Below are 16,200 nucleotides of genomic sequence, written 5' to 3' on the forward strand. Positions count from 1 at the left end.
TCCTTTATAAGTTCAGTGCTGTTTCTCTTACTTTTTTGACTTTCTTTGCAGTGCTTGCGTCTTTTTCTTTGGCTTTCTCTCGTTCTAATTTTTGTTGCAGAGTGCTGTGAGCCATGTCTTTTAATTCTTTCACGATCTTCTGTTTTACGATTTCGCCGGATCGCCCGAGTACATTGGACTGACCTTTGAAACTCTTTACTTTGTATGTTTCCAATCTCATATCCGCAGGTTCCAGCAATCGAGCTTGAAATACTTGTGCTTTTTTCTGGAAAGCCACTCGAAAAATCGCACAATAGGGGAGTTCCAACAGACCATTAAAATCTTCTAAATTATAGGGAGTTAACATGCCTGACAGCGATTTGAAAAAGTCTTCTCCACCTTTCATCAAGAACAAATTACATCCAGCACCCTTCATCGTGGTAACAATAGCTTCCTTGCTCTTTCCGGCTTTTTCGATAGAAGACCAGTCATGAAAGGTGAAATTGTATCGAACGCGGTATTTCCTTGGTTCTTTGAACAGATCAGGGAAAATTTCGATGATTGGTCTTTGTTTGAGAATCAAGTGTAATTCGTCTACTTGGACTAAAGTCATGGGACGCTTTTCTTCTGGCATCTGCCCACGGGTTTTCATCAACCGCCATATCTTCAAAAAATAATGGGCAAACAAGTAATTTCGGCATTGTTTGGTGATGGAATCTTCTTCATCTGGCAAGTAAATCAACACCATATAAGGCCCATCTTCGTCTCCATTCATCCACCGCCAGAAATCGATGTCTTCGTTTGGCTCTTGGGCTAACAGCTCGATCAACGTAGAATCACTGGTATAGTGGGAGATACGGTTGCGAATTGTCTTCATCACCCCTGCGCTTTTCTCATCTTCAAATTCTTGATCGATATCAAAAAGTTCGCCGTGTAAATAGGGGTCAACTTCCTCCAGCTTCTTTAGTATTTCTGCTCGGTACTTTTCCTCCATCAGAATCCGTACCGCTTCTAAAATGTTACCTTTTCCCACTACGTAACTGGCTTGTAAAGCAAATTTGAAATATCGCTCTACAGAGATGGTTTTGGTGTCCTCTTCCAAGCAATCAATAAGCATCTTGGTTTCTGCTTGTGCAATACGTGCAGCAGTAGCTGTTCTGTTTTTGCTTAGTTTGAGAATGTCGTGAGAGCCAACAGCAATCGGATTTTGAATATCTGCATGATTCAGGATAATGACACGATGTTGTAGCCAATCGGGAATATGCTGCCGAATATCATCGATCGTTTTGCCATCTGCAACATCGATATGAATAACGGATCTCGCTATTTTCAACCACTCTTTGTAGTCCTTTGCGTGTGCTCCGAAGGTTTCTAGAGCTTGATTAACCAGAATCGTAGTTTTTCCAGCTCCTTGTTCGGAAACAATTAGGGTTGCTTTTACCCAGTCGTCAATTTCCTGTCTGGATCGTGGCTTTGGTTGATAGATGATTTTGTTATGGTTAATGTCCTTTGCAAAAGGAACAGCACCTTTGCGACCTTGAAACATTTCTTTTGGGATTTCCGTTTTGGTTGGTCGCTCATAGTAAAAGTCATCGTTTATTTCCTCTGAGCTAGGTAGGTAAAGGAATTTACTGAATTCTCGTTGATACAAACAAAGCTGTGGCACATCGTCATAATGTAGTTGCCCTTTTTCTACTCGCTTCAAGTTTGGCTCTATTTCGACTACTTGAAGCTGATTTTCTCCTTGCATCGTTGTCATCAATTGTTGTAGTTTCGACTTGAATTGTTGTGCTTTTGCTTTGTTTGCTGTCCAAAGTAGGAACAGCACTTCCACCTGCATATACTGGTTATTCTCTGCTAATTTTCTTTTTGATAATGGATTCTTCTGCTCTAATCGTTTGGGAAAAAGCTGATCCATCCGAGATTGGAAATTCTCTTTGTATTCCCGATGCTTTTCTTTTTTCTCTTCTTCCGTCCAGAAATCATACAGCGCCTTTGCTCCAGAAACGGTGAATCGCTTTACGTTGTAAAACATCATCGCTTTTTTATTGTCTGGATCGAGACCAGAAAAACGTTGAGATAACTCATTCCGTTTTTTCTGGTGGTCTTCTACTTCTTTTACAACCAAGCTATATAGCAATTCATCCTGTCCAACGGATCGAAACAACGATTGAATTTGTTGATGAAACTCGCGATCCAATTGAATCGCATATTGGTTTGGTAGTCCCTTGACTGCAAAGGTGTAGAGGTTATCACTGGATAACGCTACGTTTTCTTGTTCCAATCTGTAATCGCCAACATCCATCTTTAGAGCAGATTGGACAAGTGGTCGAAATGGCTCTATCGTGTCCTTTTTTTCTCGTGGCAGATATACATATTGATGAATCTTGCCATCCTTCTTATGAAGCTGGTAACCAAAATGAGGTTTATCATAATAAAATCCGTCTTTCATGACTCCTGATCCAGGAAAAGACGCATTCATTTTACGAGAAAGGGTACCGATGATTTTCTTGAATTCTTTCTTCTCATCGGTTGCTTCCGTTTTTGATTCCAGAGGTTTGATGGGGATTAACTGAAAGCAATCCGTATTTTTGCGTTTATATTTCATTTTTTATCCTCCTTATTTGTACCTGAATGTGTACCCGTCGTAGGGGTAAAAAGAAAGGACTAACTTCTCATTAGTCCTCGTAATTGTCTGTTTCATCTTGGTTATTGGGATTCGCAACTGTCTGTTGCAAAGCTTTTTTCTTTTCCAATGTGTCTGCTAAAAACCAAAGTGCAGTCCCTAGTACTAATCCCGTTCCTAGAGTGATTAGTGACCAAACCATTCTGCCACCTCCTCCATTGCTCCCGTTTTTGCTTTTGGACTTGCCAATTCTGGGTAACACATTTTGGCTACCGTAAGCGGTAATCCAATCAGCAAAGTTCCTGAAATACAAAAGGCTAGGACGCTTTTTGCCGTCGTTCCAAAACTGTATCCCGTTGACCGAATACGAATACATATCCAAATCACTAAGCAAAAACCAAATATTTTGGAATGATCGATGAGTGTAAGCGAAACAAAAACTATTCCCGCTATCGGTTCCATTATTCGAACATCCCAACAACAATATCTGCAACGCCGTTCGTTACGGAAGTAGTTACTTTTTCGGCTGGATTTTGTAAGTTACCCATTACATCAGGGATTAAATTGGTAAGCATTGGTACGGATGAAATGAATATGAGAAAAACCACCCACTTTTTCATTTGCTTCTTGTATTCGTCACCTTTTTCAGTGAGATAATCCCATGACATTTTTCCGGCTCCTACGAATCCACTGCCAAGAGCCAATGTCAAACAAAATTTCGCTAAAGCATCTTCCATGAAAATCCCTCCTCTTCTGTTTTCAAAGTTCAATCTGCTTCTTAACCTTGATCTTTTTTGCTTCCGACAAAGTAATAAATAAAAATCGTTAACTCCGCCAAAATGCCAGCAATTAGTATGAAAATCTGGAAATTATCCAACATTTGTACCGCCTACTTTCCTCTGATCCAGCGTGGGATCAGGGCTTTAATCTTCTCTTTGCTGTGTTTATAAGCTGCATCTATTTGGTCATATAGAAATCGCAATATTAGAACAACTGGTGCTACGACTAAGATCATAACTGCAAAAATGAGAGCAACAATGATGAGTATTTTCATCATCTGCATCACCTTTTCAAAATTTTTTATTTCCTGTTAATAATTCGAGTATATAATTTACAATATGTAAAATCAACAAAAAAATCAACAGATTGTAAAATTTCTTTCCATTTTGTTAATTATGACGTACACTATACTAAGTCAATAGAAATCGAGGTGAAAAATAAACATGTCGTCAAAATTACCAACACGCTTAAAGGAAGCACGAGTTGCCGCTGGTTTGAAGCAAAATCAGGCTGCTGGAAAAATTGAAATAAGTAATGGCTCTCTTTCGCTATACGAAAAGGGAAAACGCGATCCAGATCCAGAAACCTTATCAAAACTGGCTGATCTGTATAACGTATCTGTTGATTGGCTCTTGGGACGATTTTCTTCAACTCGTAAAGGTTTTGGGAGGGATCATAAAAACAAGGCTACAAAAACATATCTTGATCTCCGAATTTACAATACATTAGCTGATCTCCCAGATAACATACGTAAAGAGTTACAACCACCTGTGTTGTTTTACAAAGTATTACAACTGAGAGATGGTGTACCTATCACTATTTCAAAATCTTATCTTCCAAATTCGTTACCTATTGAAGATTTGAAAGAAGCCCTTGAGGAAGTAAAAGAAAACCCAACACTTAGTCTGTATAAAGCTTTGGAGTCATTCGGAAGAAAACCCATCTCTTGTGATGAGGTTTTAATTGTGGGTAAACCTGCAAGTGAGGAAATTGAGCTTTTAGAGATGGATGAAAATGTGCCAGTTGCTAGAATTACTCGGAAGACTTTCGATGCATCTAGTAAACTTGTAGAGTATTGCCAGCTTACAAGTCGTACAGACGTGTACCAGTTTGAATATCAATTCATGTTATAAACTAGGAGGAAAATTAGGATGGAGTTTAATCAACAAGAAATTTTATACTATTACAATCAAACGAAATTACCTTTCGTTGTTTTGAAAACCGCCATGACTTTGGATGGAAAATTGGCTACCGAATCTGGAGACAGCAAGTGGGTAACCAATAGTATCTCTCGGGGAAATGTGCATTATATGCGTCACAATCTCGATGGCATCATGGTTGGGATCAATACCGTTATGAATGATAACCCAAGCCTAACAACACGGTTACCCGAAGGGGGAGGAAAAAACCCAATCCGAATCGTAGCGGACAGCAAACTACGTATACCGTTAGACTTCACCTTAGTTAACACTACAGAAGAAGCAAAAACATGGGTTTTTTGTTCCGAAGAAGCAGATGAAAAGAAAGCTAAACAACTAGAAGAACGCGGAGTAAAAGTATTTCGCGCTGGTAATAACACCGTTGATCTAGTAAAAACAATGGAGATTCTAGGAAAAAACGAAGTCAAATCTGTTTTGTTGGAGGGTGGTGGACAACTTAACTGGTCCATGCTCGAAACATCTCTTATAAACAAAGTAATATCCTTCATCGCACCCAAATTGCTTGGGGGAAAAAACAGTATTACCCCTATTGGCGGTAAAGGATTCGAATTAATGGCCCAAGCAGTCGAATTAGAAAACATCTCCATAGAAAGATTTGGAGAGGATATTTGCATAACTGGATATATACAAAAATAAGTAAAGTTCAGTTTAAGCACAAAACAGCCCATTGAAAGTGTGGGCTGTTTTGAATTGGGTCTAAGACAAAAATATCATTAATAAAGGCTAACCGTATTGTAATGACGGCTAGCCTTTTAATTTCGTTTATAACTACTTCGCTAATTTTAGTTTAGGACGTTCTAAATCTGTTTTTTGATCTGATTCGATATATGGATTTGGCTTTAGATTTTCGATTAGATTTACTTCTTGTTTTTCAAACATTTTATCTAATGCTTTTTGTGCGTGGTGTTCTGTGGTTCCATACGTTTTTGAAAGTTTATATTTTGTTGGTTTTTTATGTTGCGGATGTTCCTCAATCATCCGTTTAGCTACTTCAATTATGGCATCGTAATCCACATCAGATGCAGACATTCTTTTTGGTTTTTTATTTTTAGTTGATCCCTTGGTTTTTCTAGGTTTTCGTACGGAGGAAGTTTTTCCTTTTTTGTTCGTTGTAAGTTGTTTATTATCTGGTTGCGCATCTAGATTTTCGTTTAGTTTTGGATTTGGTTTTTCTTCATTGATATCTAAGGAAACATCATCAGATTTTTGAATATCTAAATCTAGATTTTGGTCTAGATATTCGGGTTCAATATCTAATGACTTTTGATGATCATTTTTCTCTTCTAAATCAAAGTTTTGTACTAGTTCAGATTCATCATTTTTAGGTTCGATTTCTGTTAGATTTTCCTCAGATGAATTTACTTCTAAAACTGTTTTTTCTTCTTCAATAACTTCAGTTATGTTGGGTGATCCTTGGATCGTATTTTCTGGTAATGTTTTATTTTCTTCAATTGATTTTGCTGCTATTTTCGCTCTGAATGTATATTGCCAAGCAAGCATTGTTTTAGCGATAATTAATACAAATGGTGTAGCAACTCCAAATATTTTCCCTCCAATGTTATCTGCTAACCCTGTAACATTCGAAAATAGTACAAAGATCAAACCAGCAACAAAACCTAAGATGGGTGGGATAGGAAAGTACTTGCCATGTTTAAAGGCCATATCTAATTGAATAGATCCGGTTATAAAAATTGCTTCCACGACAAACAAAATTGGGTAGATTGTCCATCCTTGAAATCCGATCCAGTTCAACAACTCCAATGAATGGGTCGCGGATGTAACAACTAAAAATAAAGTGATAGCAAGCGTTACAAGTAATAAAAGAGAGTGACCTGCAAATGCAGATAGATGACCTGCTCCACGCTTTGTGGCATTATACAACAAGCCGAAATCGCCTAGCCAATCTCCAACAGTATATATGGAACGTACTACAAAATTTGGTTTTCTCGTGTGTCCTCTACGTACCCAAGATTCCTCTTGTAACATTTTGTACCCTCCTGTGTATATCCCAAGTACTTATATACACAGTTGCCCATGTGGGTATTTTGGATATGACCAAGATCGATCATGTACGTGCAATGCTCAACAAGTCCAGCGATATCGCGCCAAAATATCAGGACCTCTCTTGGATCGAATTGATTTACACGTAGAAGTCCCAAGGGTAGATTTTGGAACGTTATCTAGCCGTGTTGCAAATGAATCTTCTGCCACTGTACGGGGGCGTGTCAATCAAGCAAGAAAAGTACAAAGTGAACGATTTACTGGGTCTGCCACCTTGTGTAATAGTACCATGACCCCATCTGAGATTAGGGAGTATTGCGAGTTAGATATAGCATCACAAGAACTTCTGCGCCAAGCTTTTGACAGGCTAGGCCTAAGTGCCAGAGCCCATGATCGAATCTTAAAAGTAGCTCGAACGATAGCCGATTTATCAGAAATGGAACACATAGAGGTATCCCATATTGCAGAGGCGATCCAGTATCGGGCACTGGATCGGAAATTTTGGGAATAATTAGCTATTTAGAGAATGCACTCATAAAATCGGAAAATTCTTTTATTTCTATAATTTTCTCACCTCCATCTAATGTTATACATTGCAGGTCGATCCCCATGGGAATCCAAAAATGAAAAACCGTCGCAAGTGCCTGAAGATCATCGCTCTGGTTCTGTTCGTAGCCCTTCTGGGCGGAATATACAAGCTGTCGGAAAAAGAACAACACTGAAATATAAATCAGTGTTGTTCTTGATGAATCATTTGTCCGAAGACTGTTCTATTTAGGTATACGTATTAACCAGTTTATGATCCAAGAGGAAATCCTCAGCTTTATTATGAAATGTAGGTGACCGATCGACATCCACTTTCGTAGATATCAATCGGTCTGTGCTTCCTCAAAACCTTACGGTCTAAGGGAACACCGGGTCACGAATCAGTCATTGGTCTCCACATCGATGACGCCGTCATCACCGATGACGATATCGCCCTCTTCGTTGCTACCAATCTTCTTACCCATAGGAAACCTCCAACAGAAACAACAAAGTTAATTGACAAATGTTAAAAATAACATTCCGAGAGGGTCTTTCTCGGATTTCTGTGAGATCACCTTTCCCTGGTTCGTCACCCTTACATATGTTATTTTATCACAATTCACAAAAAAACAAACATTCGTTTTGTATGAATTGCATATTTTTTTAATTCCTACAGCTTATGGGAAATTCTATCTTCATTATTTAATTAAAAAAAGTAAGATATAAATGACATGCCTTTTTCTCTTGCATAATCTAGTGTTGTATTGATAAATGCTAAATTCCTCATGGAAACTCTCTTTCCTAGCTGGATAAGAGGATCGGAATGTTTTTCTACTAACCTTTCACTAAATAAGCGTCCAATTGCTTCTAACTTTTCTTCCTCGGAATTAAATTCCATATCATTTGTTCGATTGGTATATTCCTTAGCTACTAAAATGCTCTTATTTTTACTGTCTATATCCCATCTCCATACATTTTGAAAAGTCCGAGCATGTACTTCTTGAAAAATAATATCGGCAACGGACGAATCTTCTATTCTTCTGAACAAAATATAATAAAGGGCAAATTGCCTAAGAAATAATAACTCCATTCTTATTTTAGTATCTTCTAATTCTGAATAAAGTAATTCAATTGCTGAAACCGCTTTCTCATCTTCTTGATTGGCATCAGTTAAAAAGTCATGATATACATTTGCTATTTCTGTAATTTTCTCCATTGCATTACCTCTTCATTCTTATAAACTAGATGTTCCTAAATAAACCCAAACTTCCTCACTACCTATCACCCTATTTCCATTTATTATTTGATTAATTCTTACTTTTGTAAATAGTTTTTGGAAAACTTTTATCTGTCTAAAGGATATTTTTTATTGTAATCTTTCATAACATATTCTATCAAAAAATAAAAAGGGTTATGAATTTATCCTACAACCTTCTGCATGCTCCAGGTATAAGAAAATTTTTTTCCTATCAAATCGCCACTCATAAAATATCCTGCCTTTCCAAATGATTTACGATATTCGCATTTTTTTCATCTTATCAAAAAGGTGACTGGCAAGAAATATTCCTGCCAGTCACCCTTGTATTTTATTTAATTCATTTTTAACAGCCATAAGTAACTATTGGCAATATCTAAATCGATTCGTTTAACTAAATCATATCCCGTATTGTTAATGATCCCTTCCAGTGATGAGTAATTTCGTGTATCAATATTTTGTAGACGATGCACAAAATCAAATGCTGGAGCAAATGACTCTGCTGACTGTGCACCTATTTCTGGCGTATAGTTGTCCATAAAAAGCATATAACGACTATTTGGAAAGGTGGTCTTAAACGATCGTAACATTTCTACACAAGTTCGATCATCCGTTATATGATGCATGAAAAAGTCACAGATTAATAGATCTACTTCCGGATATACACCTCTGATACTGGTATAATCCGCATAATAAGCATGGATATTTCCTACTGTGTTCATCTGAATATTTTTATTTGCTAGTTCTACCATTCTTGGACTTTTTTCAAAACCTAATCCATCTATCTCTAATTCCTCACATAGGGATATCAATAATTCTCCTGAGCTGCAACCCATATCACATAGAACACCTTGTGGCTCTAGTTCTGAAATGATCTCTTTTAAGACTGGTTTGATTAATCTTCTCTTGATCAATGAAGCAGAGTATGCCACTTGATCTAAATCATAATCTTTTTCAGGTGCAGGAACATATAAATTTTTGGCGATATCCACGCTTTTAGCCATTAAATTTCCATATGCATTATACCAGTGGATAAACATATCGATATTTTCCACTACATCTCTCCCAGACTCTGTCAAAACATATTGATCTTCATCATCTTTTACGATATTTGCATAAGTCAATGCTTGAAATGCTCCTATGATCGCCATTGGTTGAGGAAATTTTTCGTTTTTTGTAAGCTCCTCTTTTTTTATCGGTCTCTTTTCTATTATTGGTAGTAAACCAACAGCATGCAGAACCAAAATGGCATGGCAACTAATTCCATAGGTGAACATCATTTCACTTGTTTTTGTTTTTACATCTGAAGAAAACAAAGCTTTTGCCATCGTTATCACTCCTAAGGTGTCATCACAGAGATGAGAAGAGCTATAATAGACTTATTATATGAAATATTATTATATTCTTTAAAAGAAAGAAACTCTTATTTCATTTTTAGTTTTCCATCTCACAAAACACAAAAGACTAGCAAAGTTCTCCTCTACTAGTCTTTTGTTATTTTGTAAATATTTACTTATCGCTAAAAACCTTTAACGCTTTAAGCCCATAGCTTGCTCTACTTCTCTCATCGTTGCTGCTGCTACTTCTCTTGCTTTGGCTGCACCTTCATCTAAAATGCGATCCAGTTCAGATGTGGAAATAAGTTCTTGATAACGAGCTTGAACGGGTCGAAGAATTTCGATCACTGCTTCTGCTGTATCTACTTTGAGATGACCGTATCCTTTGCCATCGTATTCTTGCTCGAGCTCATCTATACTCTTTCCGGAACACAGAGAATAAATCGCTAGGAGATTGGAAACTCCAGGCTTATTTTCCTTATCAAAACGAATTGTATTATCTGAATCCGTTTGAGCCCGTTTTAATTTTTTCAATATGTCCTTTTCGTTGTCCAATAGTCGAATGGTTGCATTTTGGTTTGGGTCTGATTTGCTCATTTTTTTAGTCGGATCTTGCAAAGACATGATCCTTGCTCCCACTTTCGGTGCTCGCATTTTGGGCAGAGGAAACAGTTCACCATAACGGTGGTTGAATCGTTGCGCCAAGTCTCGGGTAAATTCAATATGTTGTCTTTGATCTTCTCCTACTGGTACATCCGTAGCTTTGTAGAGTAACATATCAGCTGCCATCAATGGAGGATAGGTAAGCAATCCAGCAGGGATCGATTCCCCTTTATTTGCCGCTTTTTCTTTATATTGAGTCATTCTTTCCAATTCCCCTACATAGGCAATTGTCTGCATCACCCATGCGAGCTGAGCATGTTCTACTACGTCTGATTGTACAAATAAAGTCGTCTTTTGAGGGTCTAGTCCAACTGCTAAATAAAGTGCAGCCAAACTCCTCGTATTTTCTCGTAATTCCTTTGGATCCTGTGGAACAGTAATCGCATGCTGATTAACAATACAAAAATAACTTTGTTCTTCTTCTTGATAATCGACAAAATGTTTAATTGCACCTAAATAATTTCCTAAAGTTAGCGTTCCACTTGGTTGAACACCAGAAAAAACTACTGCCATCGATCCTTTTCCTCCTTCAAAATAAAAAAAGCCTACATCGTCCCACGATTAGGGACGAAATAGACCGCGTTGCCACCCTAGTTATTTTCTGTAGTAGAAAATCACTCTAAACTCGTAACGTGAGCAAACGAAAAAGCTCCCAAGCCCATTCCACTAAATTCCTTTACTTGTTTCCACCATCCACAAGCTCTCTGCAAAAAGATAATAAAGTGTACTTTTCTTGTTCACTGCTTTTTATCCTATTTTGCAAAAGAATAGCATCAATTATCATTTAAGTCAAAGTGTTTTTCACCTATTACACTTGACGAGAAGTATTATTATAGGCAAAATATTACGATAAAGGAAGATGGAAAAGTGAAAAAACTTAAAATAGATTTAATTTCTGAATAAAGAAATACCCCTGTAAAGAAAGGATTTTTATGCGAAACTTACCTTGCCCTACACAAGTAGACCTCTATTTATTTTCCATTGATCCAAATGATTACAATGAAAAAGAATTCCTTTCCATATTATCAGTGGAAGAACAAGAGAAAGCGAAAAAATTTCACTTTCCAGCCCACCAGAAAAAATATGTAATTAGTCACGGTATGATGCGTCAGCTTATTGCTTCTTATATAGCTTGTAACCCTAGAGACATTCGTTATCATTTCAATGCATTCGGAAAACCTGAGTTGGTCAGCCCTTCTTGCTCTTTACATTTTAACCTCAGTCATTCGGAACGATTAGCAGCAATAGCAATTGCAGCTCGTCCAGTTGGGGCCGATATTGAACAGATAAAACCGCTTGAGGACTATGTTTCTTTGACGAGACATTTCTTATCTATCAAGGAACGTAAATCTTTTTGTAAGTTGAATGCCGCTGAACAACAGCTTGCTTTTTATCGAGCTTGGACGAGAAAAGAAGCATACATTAAAGCTATTGGAATGGGTTTATCCTACCCTGTAGAACAGGTAACAATCAGTTTTGATGAACAACCTCAACTTTTAGAAGATAGAGCAAATCCAATGAATGTTGAAAAACTGTCCATCGTATCATTCGAACATGAGGATTACCTTGGAGCTGTAGCATTTCCAAAAGACTCTACAGTTGAAATAAAAAAGATTTCTCTCCAATCCTAGTATGTGGAGAGAAATCTGGTAGTTAGACGTATTAGTAGTCAGTTGTAGCTTTTCCACCTGTGACAATTTCTACACCTGCACTAGCTCCGATCCTGCTTGCTCCTGCTTCGATCATCGCTTTTACATCAGCAGCACTTCGAATTCCTCCAGATGCTTTCACACCTAACTGATCTCCAACTGTCTTTCTCATGAGTGCTACTGCTTCTACTGTTGCACCTCCTGTAGAAAAACCAGTAGAAGTCTTGACAAAGTCTGCACCTGCTTGGACTGCTAGATTGCAAGCACGGACAATTTGTTCCTCTGTGAGCAAACATGTCTCCAAAATTACTTTTACTAATGCTTTTCCTCTCGCTTCTTCTACAACAGCTTGTATATCATTTCGTACATATGTATCATCTCCTTGTTTGAGACTACCGAGATGAATAACCATATCTACTTCCGTTGCTCCTTGCTGGGTAGCAACCTTGGTTTCAAAAACTTTACTTTCTGTTGTAGTAGCTCCAAGAGGAAATCCGATAACGGTGCAGACTTTCACACTTGGTGTATCCTTCAACACTTCAAATGAAGTAGGAACTTGACTAGGATTGACGCAAACTGAAGCAAAATGATATTTCTTAGCTTCTTTCGCTAACTTTTGAATATCTGCTGTAGTCGCATCAGCTTTTAACAAAGTGTGATCTATTAATTTAGCATATTCCTGCATACATAAATCCTCCAGTTATGATTAAGATTCATTTACTTTTAATTTCTTAGCTTCCTCTACGATATGAGCAACGGTAAAGCCATACTTCTCCATCACTACTTCACCAGGTGCAGATGTACCATAGCCAGTGACACCGACTATCTTTCCTTGGCTTCCCGTATAACGCTCCCAACCTAGTGGATAAGCCATTTCAATTGCTAACCGATGGGGGATAGATGGAGATAATACCGATTTTTGATATTCTACTGATTGTTTTTCAAATAATTCCCAGCTTGGCATACTTACAACCCGTGTTGGAATGCCTTCGTTTGCTAATGTTTGATGGGCCTCTACAGCGAGACTTACTTCTGAACCGGTAGCGATGAGAATAATTTCGGGTTGTTTCCCATCTGTTGGATCAGCGAGTATGTAGGCTCCTCGAGTTACTCCATCGTTTGCTTTATCCAAGGTGAGATGGGGCAGTTTTTGGCGCGATAAAATAAAAGCGACAGGGCCATCTGATTGGCTCAATGCATATCGATAGGCAGCTAATGTCTCACTTGCATCAGCAGGGCGAATTACTGTTAAGTTCGGAATCGCACGCAGAGAGGCTAAATGTTCAACTGGTTCGTGAGTCGGTCCATCTTCTCCCACCGCAATACTATCATGTGTAAAAATATACATGACTGGCAGACCCATCATTGCTGCAAGTCGAAAAACAGGACGTAAATAATCAGAGAAGACAAAGAATGTTGCACCATATGGACGGATTCCTCCATGAAGAGACAGACCATTTAATGCTGCTCCCATCGCATGCTCTCGAATTCCAAACCAAATATTTCTACCCTCATAAGCAGTTTTACTAAAAATCGAATAGTCTTTGAGGTGTGTTTTATTGGATGATGCTAAATCTGCTGATCCTCCCATCAAAGATGGAACTCGATTTGCGAGTGCATTTAGCGCCACTTCTGATGCTTCACGCGTAGCTAAGGGTTTCGAAAAGGAATCATATTCAGGCAAGAGTTCATCCCATCCATCTGGCAACTCTCCTGCTACAATTCCTTTGAATTGTGCTGCAAGCTCAGGATAGGATTGTTCATATCTTTTCACTAATTGATTCCACTGCTCTTCTTCCTGTACCCCTTTTTCTATAAAGGTCTCAACAAACGTTTTCACTGCATCTGGTATAGTGAAAGGAGGATACTCCCAACCAAGTGCTTCTTTTGTCAATTCGGTTTCCTTGGAACCGAGTGGTGCTCCGTGCGCTGCTGATTTTCCGGCTTTATTTGGACTTCCAAAACCAATCACTGTTTTGATCTCGATTAAAGTAGGACGTTCTCGATCAGCTTTTGCTTCTTTGATTTTTTCTCCAATCGCTGATGCAGTATTTCCATCTTCTACACGTAAATACTGCCAGCCATAGGCGCCAAACCGATCTGAGACTTTCTCTGTAAAAGCTTGATCGAGGTCACCATCCAAACAAATATCATTGGAATCATAGAGAACAATTAATTTTCCTAAACTGAGGTGTCCTGCTAAAGAAGCAGCTTCAGCAGCTACACCCTCCATCAAATCCCCATCTCCACAGATCACATAGGTATAGTGATCGACTACCTTATATGGATCCCGGTTATATACTTTGGCTAAATGTGCTTCTGCCATCGCCATGCCAACAGCCATGCCAATTCCTTGGCCAAGTGGTCCTGTTGTTGCTTCCATTCCTGCTGGATACCCGTACTCAGGATGTCCATGAGTGATACTTCCCCATTGACGATAACTTTTTAAATCTTCCATTGATAAATTGTATCCAAGTAAATGCATGATGCTATACAAGAGGGGAGAACCATGTCCAGCTGACAAAATAAAACGATCTCGATTGAACCAACCGGGATTGGATGGATTATGTTTCATAAATTTTGTCCATAACTCATAGGCCATCGGTGCTGCTCCTAATGGCATACCTGGATGACCAGAATTAGCTTGTTCCACCATGTCGATAGACAAAGTCCGTATCGTATCGATGGTCAGTTGATCCAAATCTTTGTGTTGTGTCATATTTATTCCTCTCCTTTGTCTAAAGTAGAAGACCCCACCAACCCTACACATGTATCAGGTAATCAATGGGGTCTAAAAACAATCGTGGGTTATGCAGTCGTTTTTTCTTTGCTATTTTTGATAATACCAAGTACAACAAGCAGAATAACCACAATGATTGGAATCGCATAAACAAGCACTGGTGTTAATTTGATCAAGTTTCCAAATATGATACCAACAGCTCCAAAGTCAGCATCTCCAAAGGTTGTTCCTTGGAATCCTAAGGATCCGAGAACAGGCAGCAGCAGGGCAGGCAAGAAACTGATGATTAGACCATTTGCAAATGATCCAAGTACTGCTCCTCTTCTTCCTCCAGTGGCATTACCAAATACTCCTGCGGTTGCACCTGTAAAGAAATGTGGTACAAGTCCTGGGACAATCACTTTTAATCCAAATACAGGCAGCAAGAACATACTGATTACCCCAGCGACAAAACTGGCTAAGAAACCGATGATTACTGCGTTAGGAGCAAATGGAAATACTGCTGGACAGTCTAGTGCTGGTGTAGCATTTGGAACAATTTTATCGGCAATTCCTTTAAATGCTGGTACGATTTCTGCAATGACTAGTCGAACCCCAGCTAAAACAATGTATACCCCAGCAGCAAATGTAATCGCTTGCGTGATGGCAAATACGATAAAGTTTTGTCCACCACTTAATTGGGATTCAATAAAGGATTTTCCAGCTGCGAATGCGACAATAAAAAACATGATAGCCATAGTCAAAGAAATCGCAACAGAGGTATCCCTTAAAAATCCTAATCCCTTTGGAACTTTCACATCTTCCGATGATTTTTTCGGATTTCCTAAATATTTACCTACTAATCCAGAAACAAAGTATCCGACTGATCCAAAATGCCCAACAGCAATGTCATCCGACCCTGTAATTTTTCTCACTGTAGGTTGAAGCAGAGCAGGCATAAGAACCATGAGCAATCCAAGAATGATAGAACCGATAACGACAAGTGGAACACCTTTTATTCCACCAGTAGACAAAATAACTCCGATCATACATGCCATATATAATGTATGGTGACCAGTCAAAAAGATATAACGAAAACGGGTGAAGCGAGCTAAAATGATATTCACAATCATCCCAAATAGCATAATCATAGCTGTTTCCGTTGCGAATGTTTTTTGAGCAAGTGCTACAATTGCTTCGTTATTTGGAATTACCCCTTGAATGTGAAAGCCCTTCTCAAACATCTTTCCAAAGAAATCTAGTGTCCCAGTAATGACACTAGCCCCAGCTGATAGAATAAAAAATCCCATCACTGTTTTGAGCGTACCTGAAACGGTATCTGCTGCACCTTTTCTTTGTAACAACAATCCAATGAGTGCAAATAAGCCTACTAGTATTGCAGGTGTACCTAAGATGTCTTTCATTAACAAGTCCAGCATAGTAAAG

The 16,200-nt window shown here is 38.5% G+C and carries 16 protein-coding genes and 1 other annotated feature; of the genes, 4 read left to right on the forward strand and 12 right to left on the reverse strand.

Going from position 1 to position 16,200, the window contains the following annotated elements; translation table 11 throughout:
• Nucleotides 1-4: 4 nt before the first annotated feature.
• The 5 genes from AC5WOE_RS16845 to AC5WOE_RS16865 all read right to left on the reverse strand — a co-directional run bounded on the left by AC5WOE_RS16845 (nucleotide 5) and on the right by AC5WOE_RS16865 (nucleotide 3,659).
• Nucleotides 5-2,587, reverse strand: a complete 2,583-nt coding sequence (locus AC5WOE_RS16845; protein ID WP_496053111.1) for a type IV secretory system conjugative DNA transfer family protein — start codon at nucleotides 2,585-2,587, stop codon at nucleotides 5-7.
• A gap of 70 nt (nucleotides 2,588-2,657) precedes the next feature.
• The gene (locus AC5WOE_RS16850) at nucleotides 2,658-2,807 is read right to left on the reverse strand and encodes a hypothetical protein (RefSeq protein ID WP_496053112.1); all 150 of its coding nucleotides are present in this window, start codon (nucleotides 2,805-2,807) and stop codon (nucleotides 2,658-2,660) included.
• Nucleotides 2,792-3,067, reverse strand: a complete 276-nt coding sequence (locus AC5WOE_RS16855; protein WP_496053113.1) for a hypothetical protein — start codon at nucleotides 3,065-3,067, stop codon at nucleotides 2,792-2,794. The genes AC5WOE_RS16850 and AC5WOE_RS16855 overlap by 16 nt, the downstream gene beginning before the upstream one ends.
• Nucleotides 3,067-3,342: a hypothetical protein gene (locus AC5WOE_RS16860; RefSeq protein WP_496053114.1), complete on the reverse strand. Its 276-nt coding sequence runs from the start codon at nucleotides 3,340-3,342 to the stop codon at nucleotides 3,067-3,069. Before AC5WOE_RS16860 ends, AC5WOE_RS16855 begins: the two co-directional genes overlap by 1 nt.
• Nucleotides 3,343-3,494: 152 nt before the next feature.
• Nucleotides 3,495-3,659, reverse strand: a complete 165-nt coding sequence (locus AC5WOE_RS16865) for a hypothetical protein (RefSeq protein ID WP_496053115.1) — start codon at nucleotides 3,657-3,659, stop codon at nucleotides 3,495-3,497.
• A 169-nt stretch (nucleotides 3,660-3,828) separates the two neighbouring features.
• Between AC5WOE_RS16865 and AC5WOE_RS16870 the strand changes: the two genes are divergently transcribed.
• Both AC5WOE_RS16870 and ribD read left to right on the forward strand, forming a co-directional pair.
• Nucleotides 3,829-4,518, forward strand: coding sequence for a helix-turn-helix domain-containing protein (locus AC5WOE_RS16870; RefSeq protein ID WP_496053116.1), 690 nt, complete (start codon nucleotides 3,829-3,831; stop codon nucleotides 4,516-4,518).
• Between the two features lie 18 nt (nucleotides 4,519-4,536).
• The gene (gene ribD, locus AC5WOE_RS16875) at nucleotides 4,537-5,241 is read left to right on the forward strand and encodes a bifunctional diaminohydroxyphosphoribosylaminopyrimidine deaminase/5-amino-6-(5-phosphoribosylamino)uracil reductase RibD (protein ID WP_496053117.1); all 705 of its coding nucleotides are present in this window, start codon (nucleotides 4,537-4,539) and stop codon (nucleotides 5,239-5,241) included.
• 132 nt (nucleotides 5,242-5,373) lie between these two features.
• Here the strand turns inward: ribD and AC5WOE_RS16880 are convergent, their stop codons facing one another.
• The gene (locus tag AC5WOE_RS16880) at nucleotides 5,374-6,591 is read right to left on the reverse strand and encodes a hypothetical protein (protein WP_496053118.1); all 1,218 of its coding nucleotides are present in this window, start codon (nucleotides 6,589-6,591) and stop codon (nucleotides 5,374-5,376) included.
• On the opposite strand from AC5WOE_RS16880, the gene AC5WOE_RS16885 reads away from it, so the two are divergent.
• Complete coding sequence (locus AC5WOE_RS16885) at nucleotides 6,524-7,117, forward strand: magnesium chelatase subunit ChlI family protein (protein ID WP_496053119.1); 594 nt, start codon at nucleotides 6,524-6,526, stop codon at nucleotides 7,115-7,117. The genes AC5WOE_RS16880 and AC5WOE_RS16885 overlap by 68 nt on opposite strands.
• A 720-nt stretch (nucleotides 7,118-7,837) precedes the next feature.
• Here the strand turns inward: AC5WOE_RS16885 and AC5WOE_RS16890 are convergent.
• The 3 genes from AC5WOE_RS16890 to trpS form a co-directional block, all read right to left on the reverse strand.
• Complete coding sequence (locus AC5WOE_RS16890; protein ID WP_496050954.1) at nucleotides 7,838-8,347, reverse strand: hypothetical protein; 510 nt, start codon at nucleotides 8,345-8,347, stop codon at nucleotides 7,838-7,840.
• A 374-nt stretch (nucleotides 8,348-8,721) separates the two neighbouring features.
• Nucleotides 8,722-9,714 carry a class I SAM-dependent methyltransferase gene (locus tag AC5WOE_RS16895; RefSeq protein ID WP_496053120.1) on the reverse strand — a complete coding sequence of 331 codons (993 nt, stop codon included), beginning with the start codon at nucleotides 9,712-9,714 and terminating at the stop codon, nucleotides 8,722-8,724.
• A gap of 201 nt (nucleotides 9,715-9,915) precedes the next feature.
• Nucleotides 9,916-10,899 carry a tryptophan--tRNA ligase gene (gene trpS / locus AC5WOE_RS16900; RefSeq protein WP_496050952.1) on the reverse strand — a complete coding sequence of 328 codons (984 nt, stop codon included), beginning with the start codon at nucleotides 10,897-10,899 and terminating at the stop codon, nucleotides 9,916-9,918.
• A gap of 47 nt (nucleotides 10,900-10,946) precedes the next feature.
• Nucleotides 10,947-11,136: a binding site (T-box leader), on the reverse strand.
• Nucleotides 11,137-11,318: 182 nt separating this feature from the next.
• Between trpS and AC5WOE_RS16905 the strand changes: the two genes are divergently transcribed.
• Nucleotides 11,319-12,017, forward strand: a complete 699-nt coding sequence (locus tag AC5WOE_RS16905) for a 4'-phosphopantetheinyl transferase family protein (RefSeq protein ID WP_496053121.1) — start codon at nucleotides 11,319-11,321, stop codon at nucleotides 12,015-12,017.
• A 31-nt stretch (nucleotides 12,018-12,048) separates the two neighbouring features.
• Here AC5WOE_RS16905 and deoC read toward each other — a convergent pair whose 3' ends face one another.
• The 3 genes from deoC to ulaA all read right to left on the reverse strand — a co-directional run bounded on the left by deoC (nucleotide 12,049) and on the right by ulaA (nucleotide 16,193).
• Entirely contained in the window at nucleotides 12,049-12,720 is a 672-nt protein-coding gene (deoC, locus tag AC5WOE_RS16910; RefSeq protein ID WP_496050950.1) for a deoxyribose-phosphate aldolase, read from the reverse strand.
• A 21-nt stretch (nucleotides 12,721-12,741) separates the two neighbouring features.
• The gene (gene tkt / locus AC5WOE_RS16915) at nucleotides 12,742-14,754 is read right to left on the reverse strand and encodes a transketolase (RefSeq protein ID WP_496053122.1); all 2,013 of its coding nucleotides are present in this window, start codon (nucleotides 14,752-14,754) and stop codon (nucleotides 12,742-12,744) included.
• Between the two features lie 89 nt (nucleotides 14,755-14,843).
• Complete coding sequence (ulaA, locus tag AC5WOE_RS16920) at nucleotides 14,844-16,193, reverse strand: PTS ascorbate transporter subunit IIC (RefSeq protein ID WP_496053123.1); 1,350 nt, start codon at nucleotides 16,191-16,193, stop codon at nucleotides 14,844-14,846.
• Between the last annotated feature and the right edge of the window lie 7 nt (nucleotides 16,194-16,200).

The organism is Shimazuella sp. NTD248 (assembly GCF_059510395.1).

Excerpts from the sequence above, each read along its gene's own strand:
- AC5WOE_RS16890 (WP_496050954.1), bottom strand. The coding sequence starts at position 8,347 with ATGGAGAAAATTACAGAAATAGCAAATGTATATCATGACTTTTTAACT.
- tkt (WP_496053122.1), bottom strand. The coding sequence starts at position 14,754 with ATGACACAACACAAAGATTTGGATCAACTGACCATCGATACGATACGG.
- AC5WOE_RS16885 (WP_496053119.1), top strand. The coding sequence starts at position 6,524 with ATGGAACGTACTACAAAATTTGGTTTTCTCGTGTGTCCTCTACGTACC.
- deoC (WP_496050950.1), bottom strand. The coding sequence starts at position 12,720 with ATGCAGGAATATGCTAAATTAATAGATCACACTTTGTTAAAAGCTGAT.
- AC5WOE_RS16850 (WP_496053112.1), bottom strand. The coding sequence starts at position 2,807 with ATGGTTTGGTCACTAATCACTCTAGGAACGGGATTAGTACTAGGGACT.
- ribD (WP_496053117.1), top strand. The coding sequence starts at position 4,537 with ATGGAGTTTAATCAACAAGAAATTTTATACTATTACAATCAAACGAAA.
- AC5WOE_RS16860 (WP_496053114.1), bottom strand. The coding sequence starts at position 3,342 with ATGGAAGATGCTTTAGCGAAATTTTGTTTGACATTGGCTCTTGGCAGT.
- AC5WOE_RS16845 (WP_496053111.1), bottom strand. The coding sequence starts at position 2,587 with ATGAAATATAAACGCAAAAATACGGATTGCTTTCAGTTAATCCCCATC.
- AC5WOE_RS16870 (WP_496053116.1), top strand. The coding sequence starts at position 3,829 with ATGTCGTCAAAATTACCAACACGCTTAAAGGAAGCACGAGTTGCCGCT.
- ulaA (WP_496053123.1), bottom strand. The coding sequence starts at position 16,193 with ATGCTGGACTTGTTAATGAAAGACATCTTAGGTACACCTGCAATACTA.
- AC5WOE_RS16880 (WP_496053118.1), bottom strand. The coding sequence starts at position 6,591 with ATGTTACAAGAGGAATCTTGGGTACGTAGAGGACACACGAGAAAACCA.
- trpS (WP_496050952.1), bottom strand. The coding sequence starts at position 10,899 with ATGGCAGTAGTTTTTTCTGGTGTTCAACCAAGTGGAACGCTAACTTTA.
- AC5WOE_RS16865 (WP_496053115.1), bottom strand. The coding sequence starts at position 3,659 with ATGAAAATACTCATCATTGTTGCTCTCATTTTTGCAGTTATGATCTTA.
- AC5WOE_RS16905 (WP_496053121.1), top strand. The coding sequence starts at position 11,319 with ATGCGAAACTTACCTTGCCCTACACAAGTAGACCTCTATTTATTTTCC.
- AC5WOE_RS16895 (WP_496053120.1), bottom strand. The coding sequence starts at position 9,714 with ATGGCAAAAGCTTTGTTTTCTTCAGATGTAAAAACAAAAACAAGTGAA.
- AC5WOE_RS16855 (WP_496053113.1), bottom strand. The coding sequence starts at position 3,067 with ATGGAACCGATAGCGGGAATAGTTTTTGTTTCGCTTACACTCATCGAT.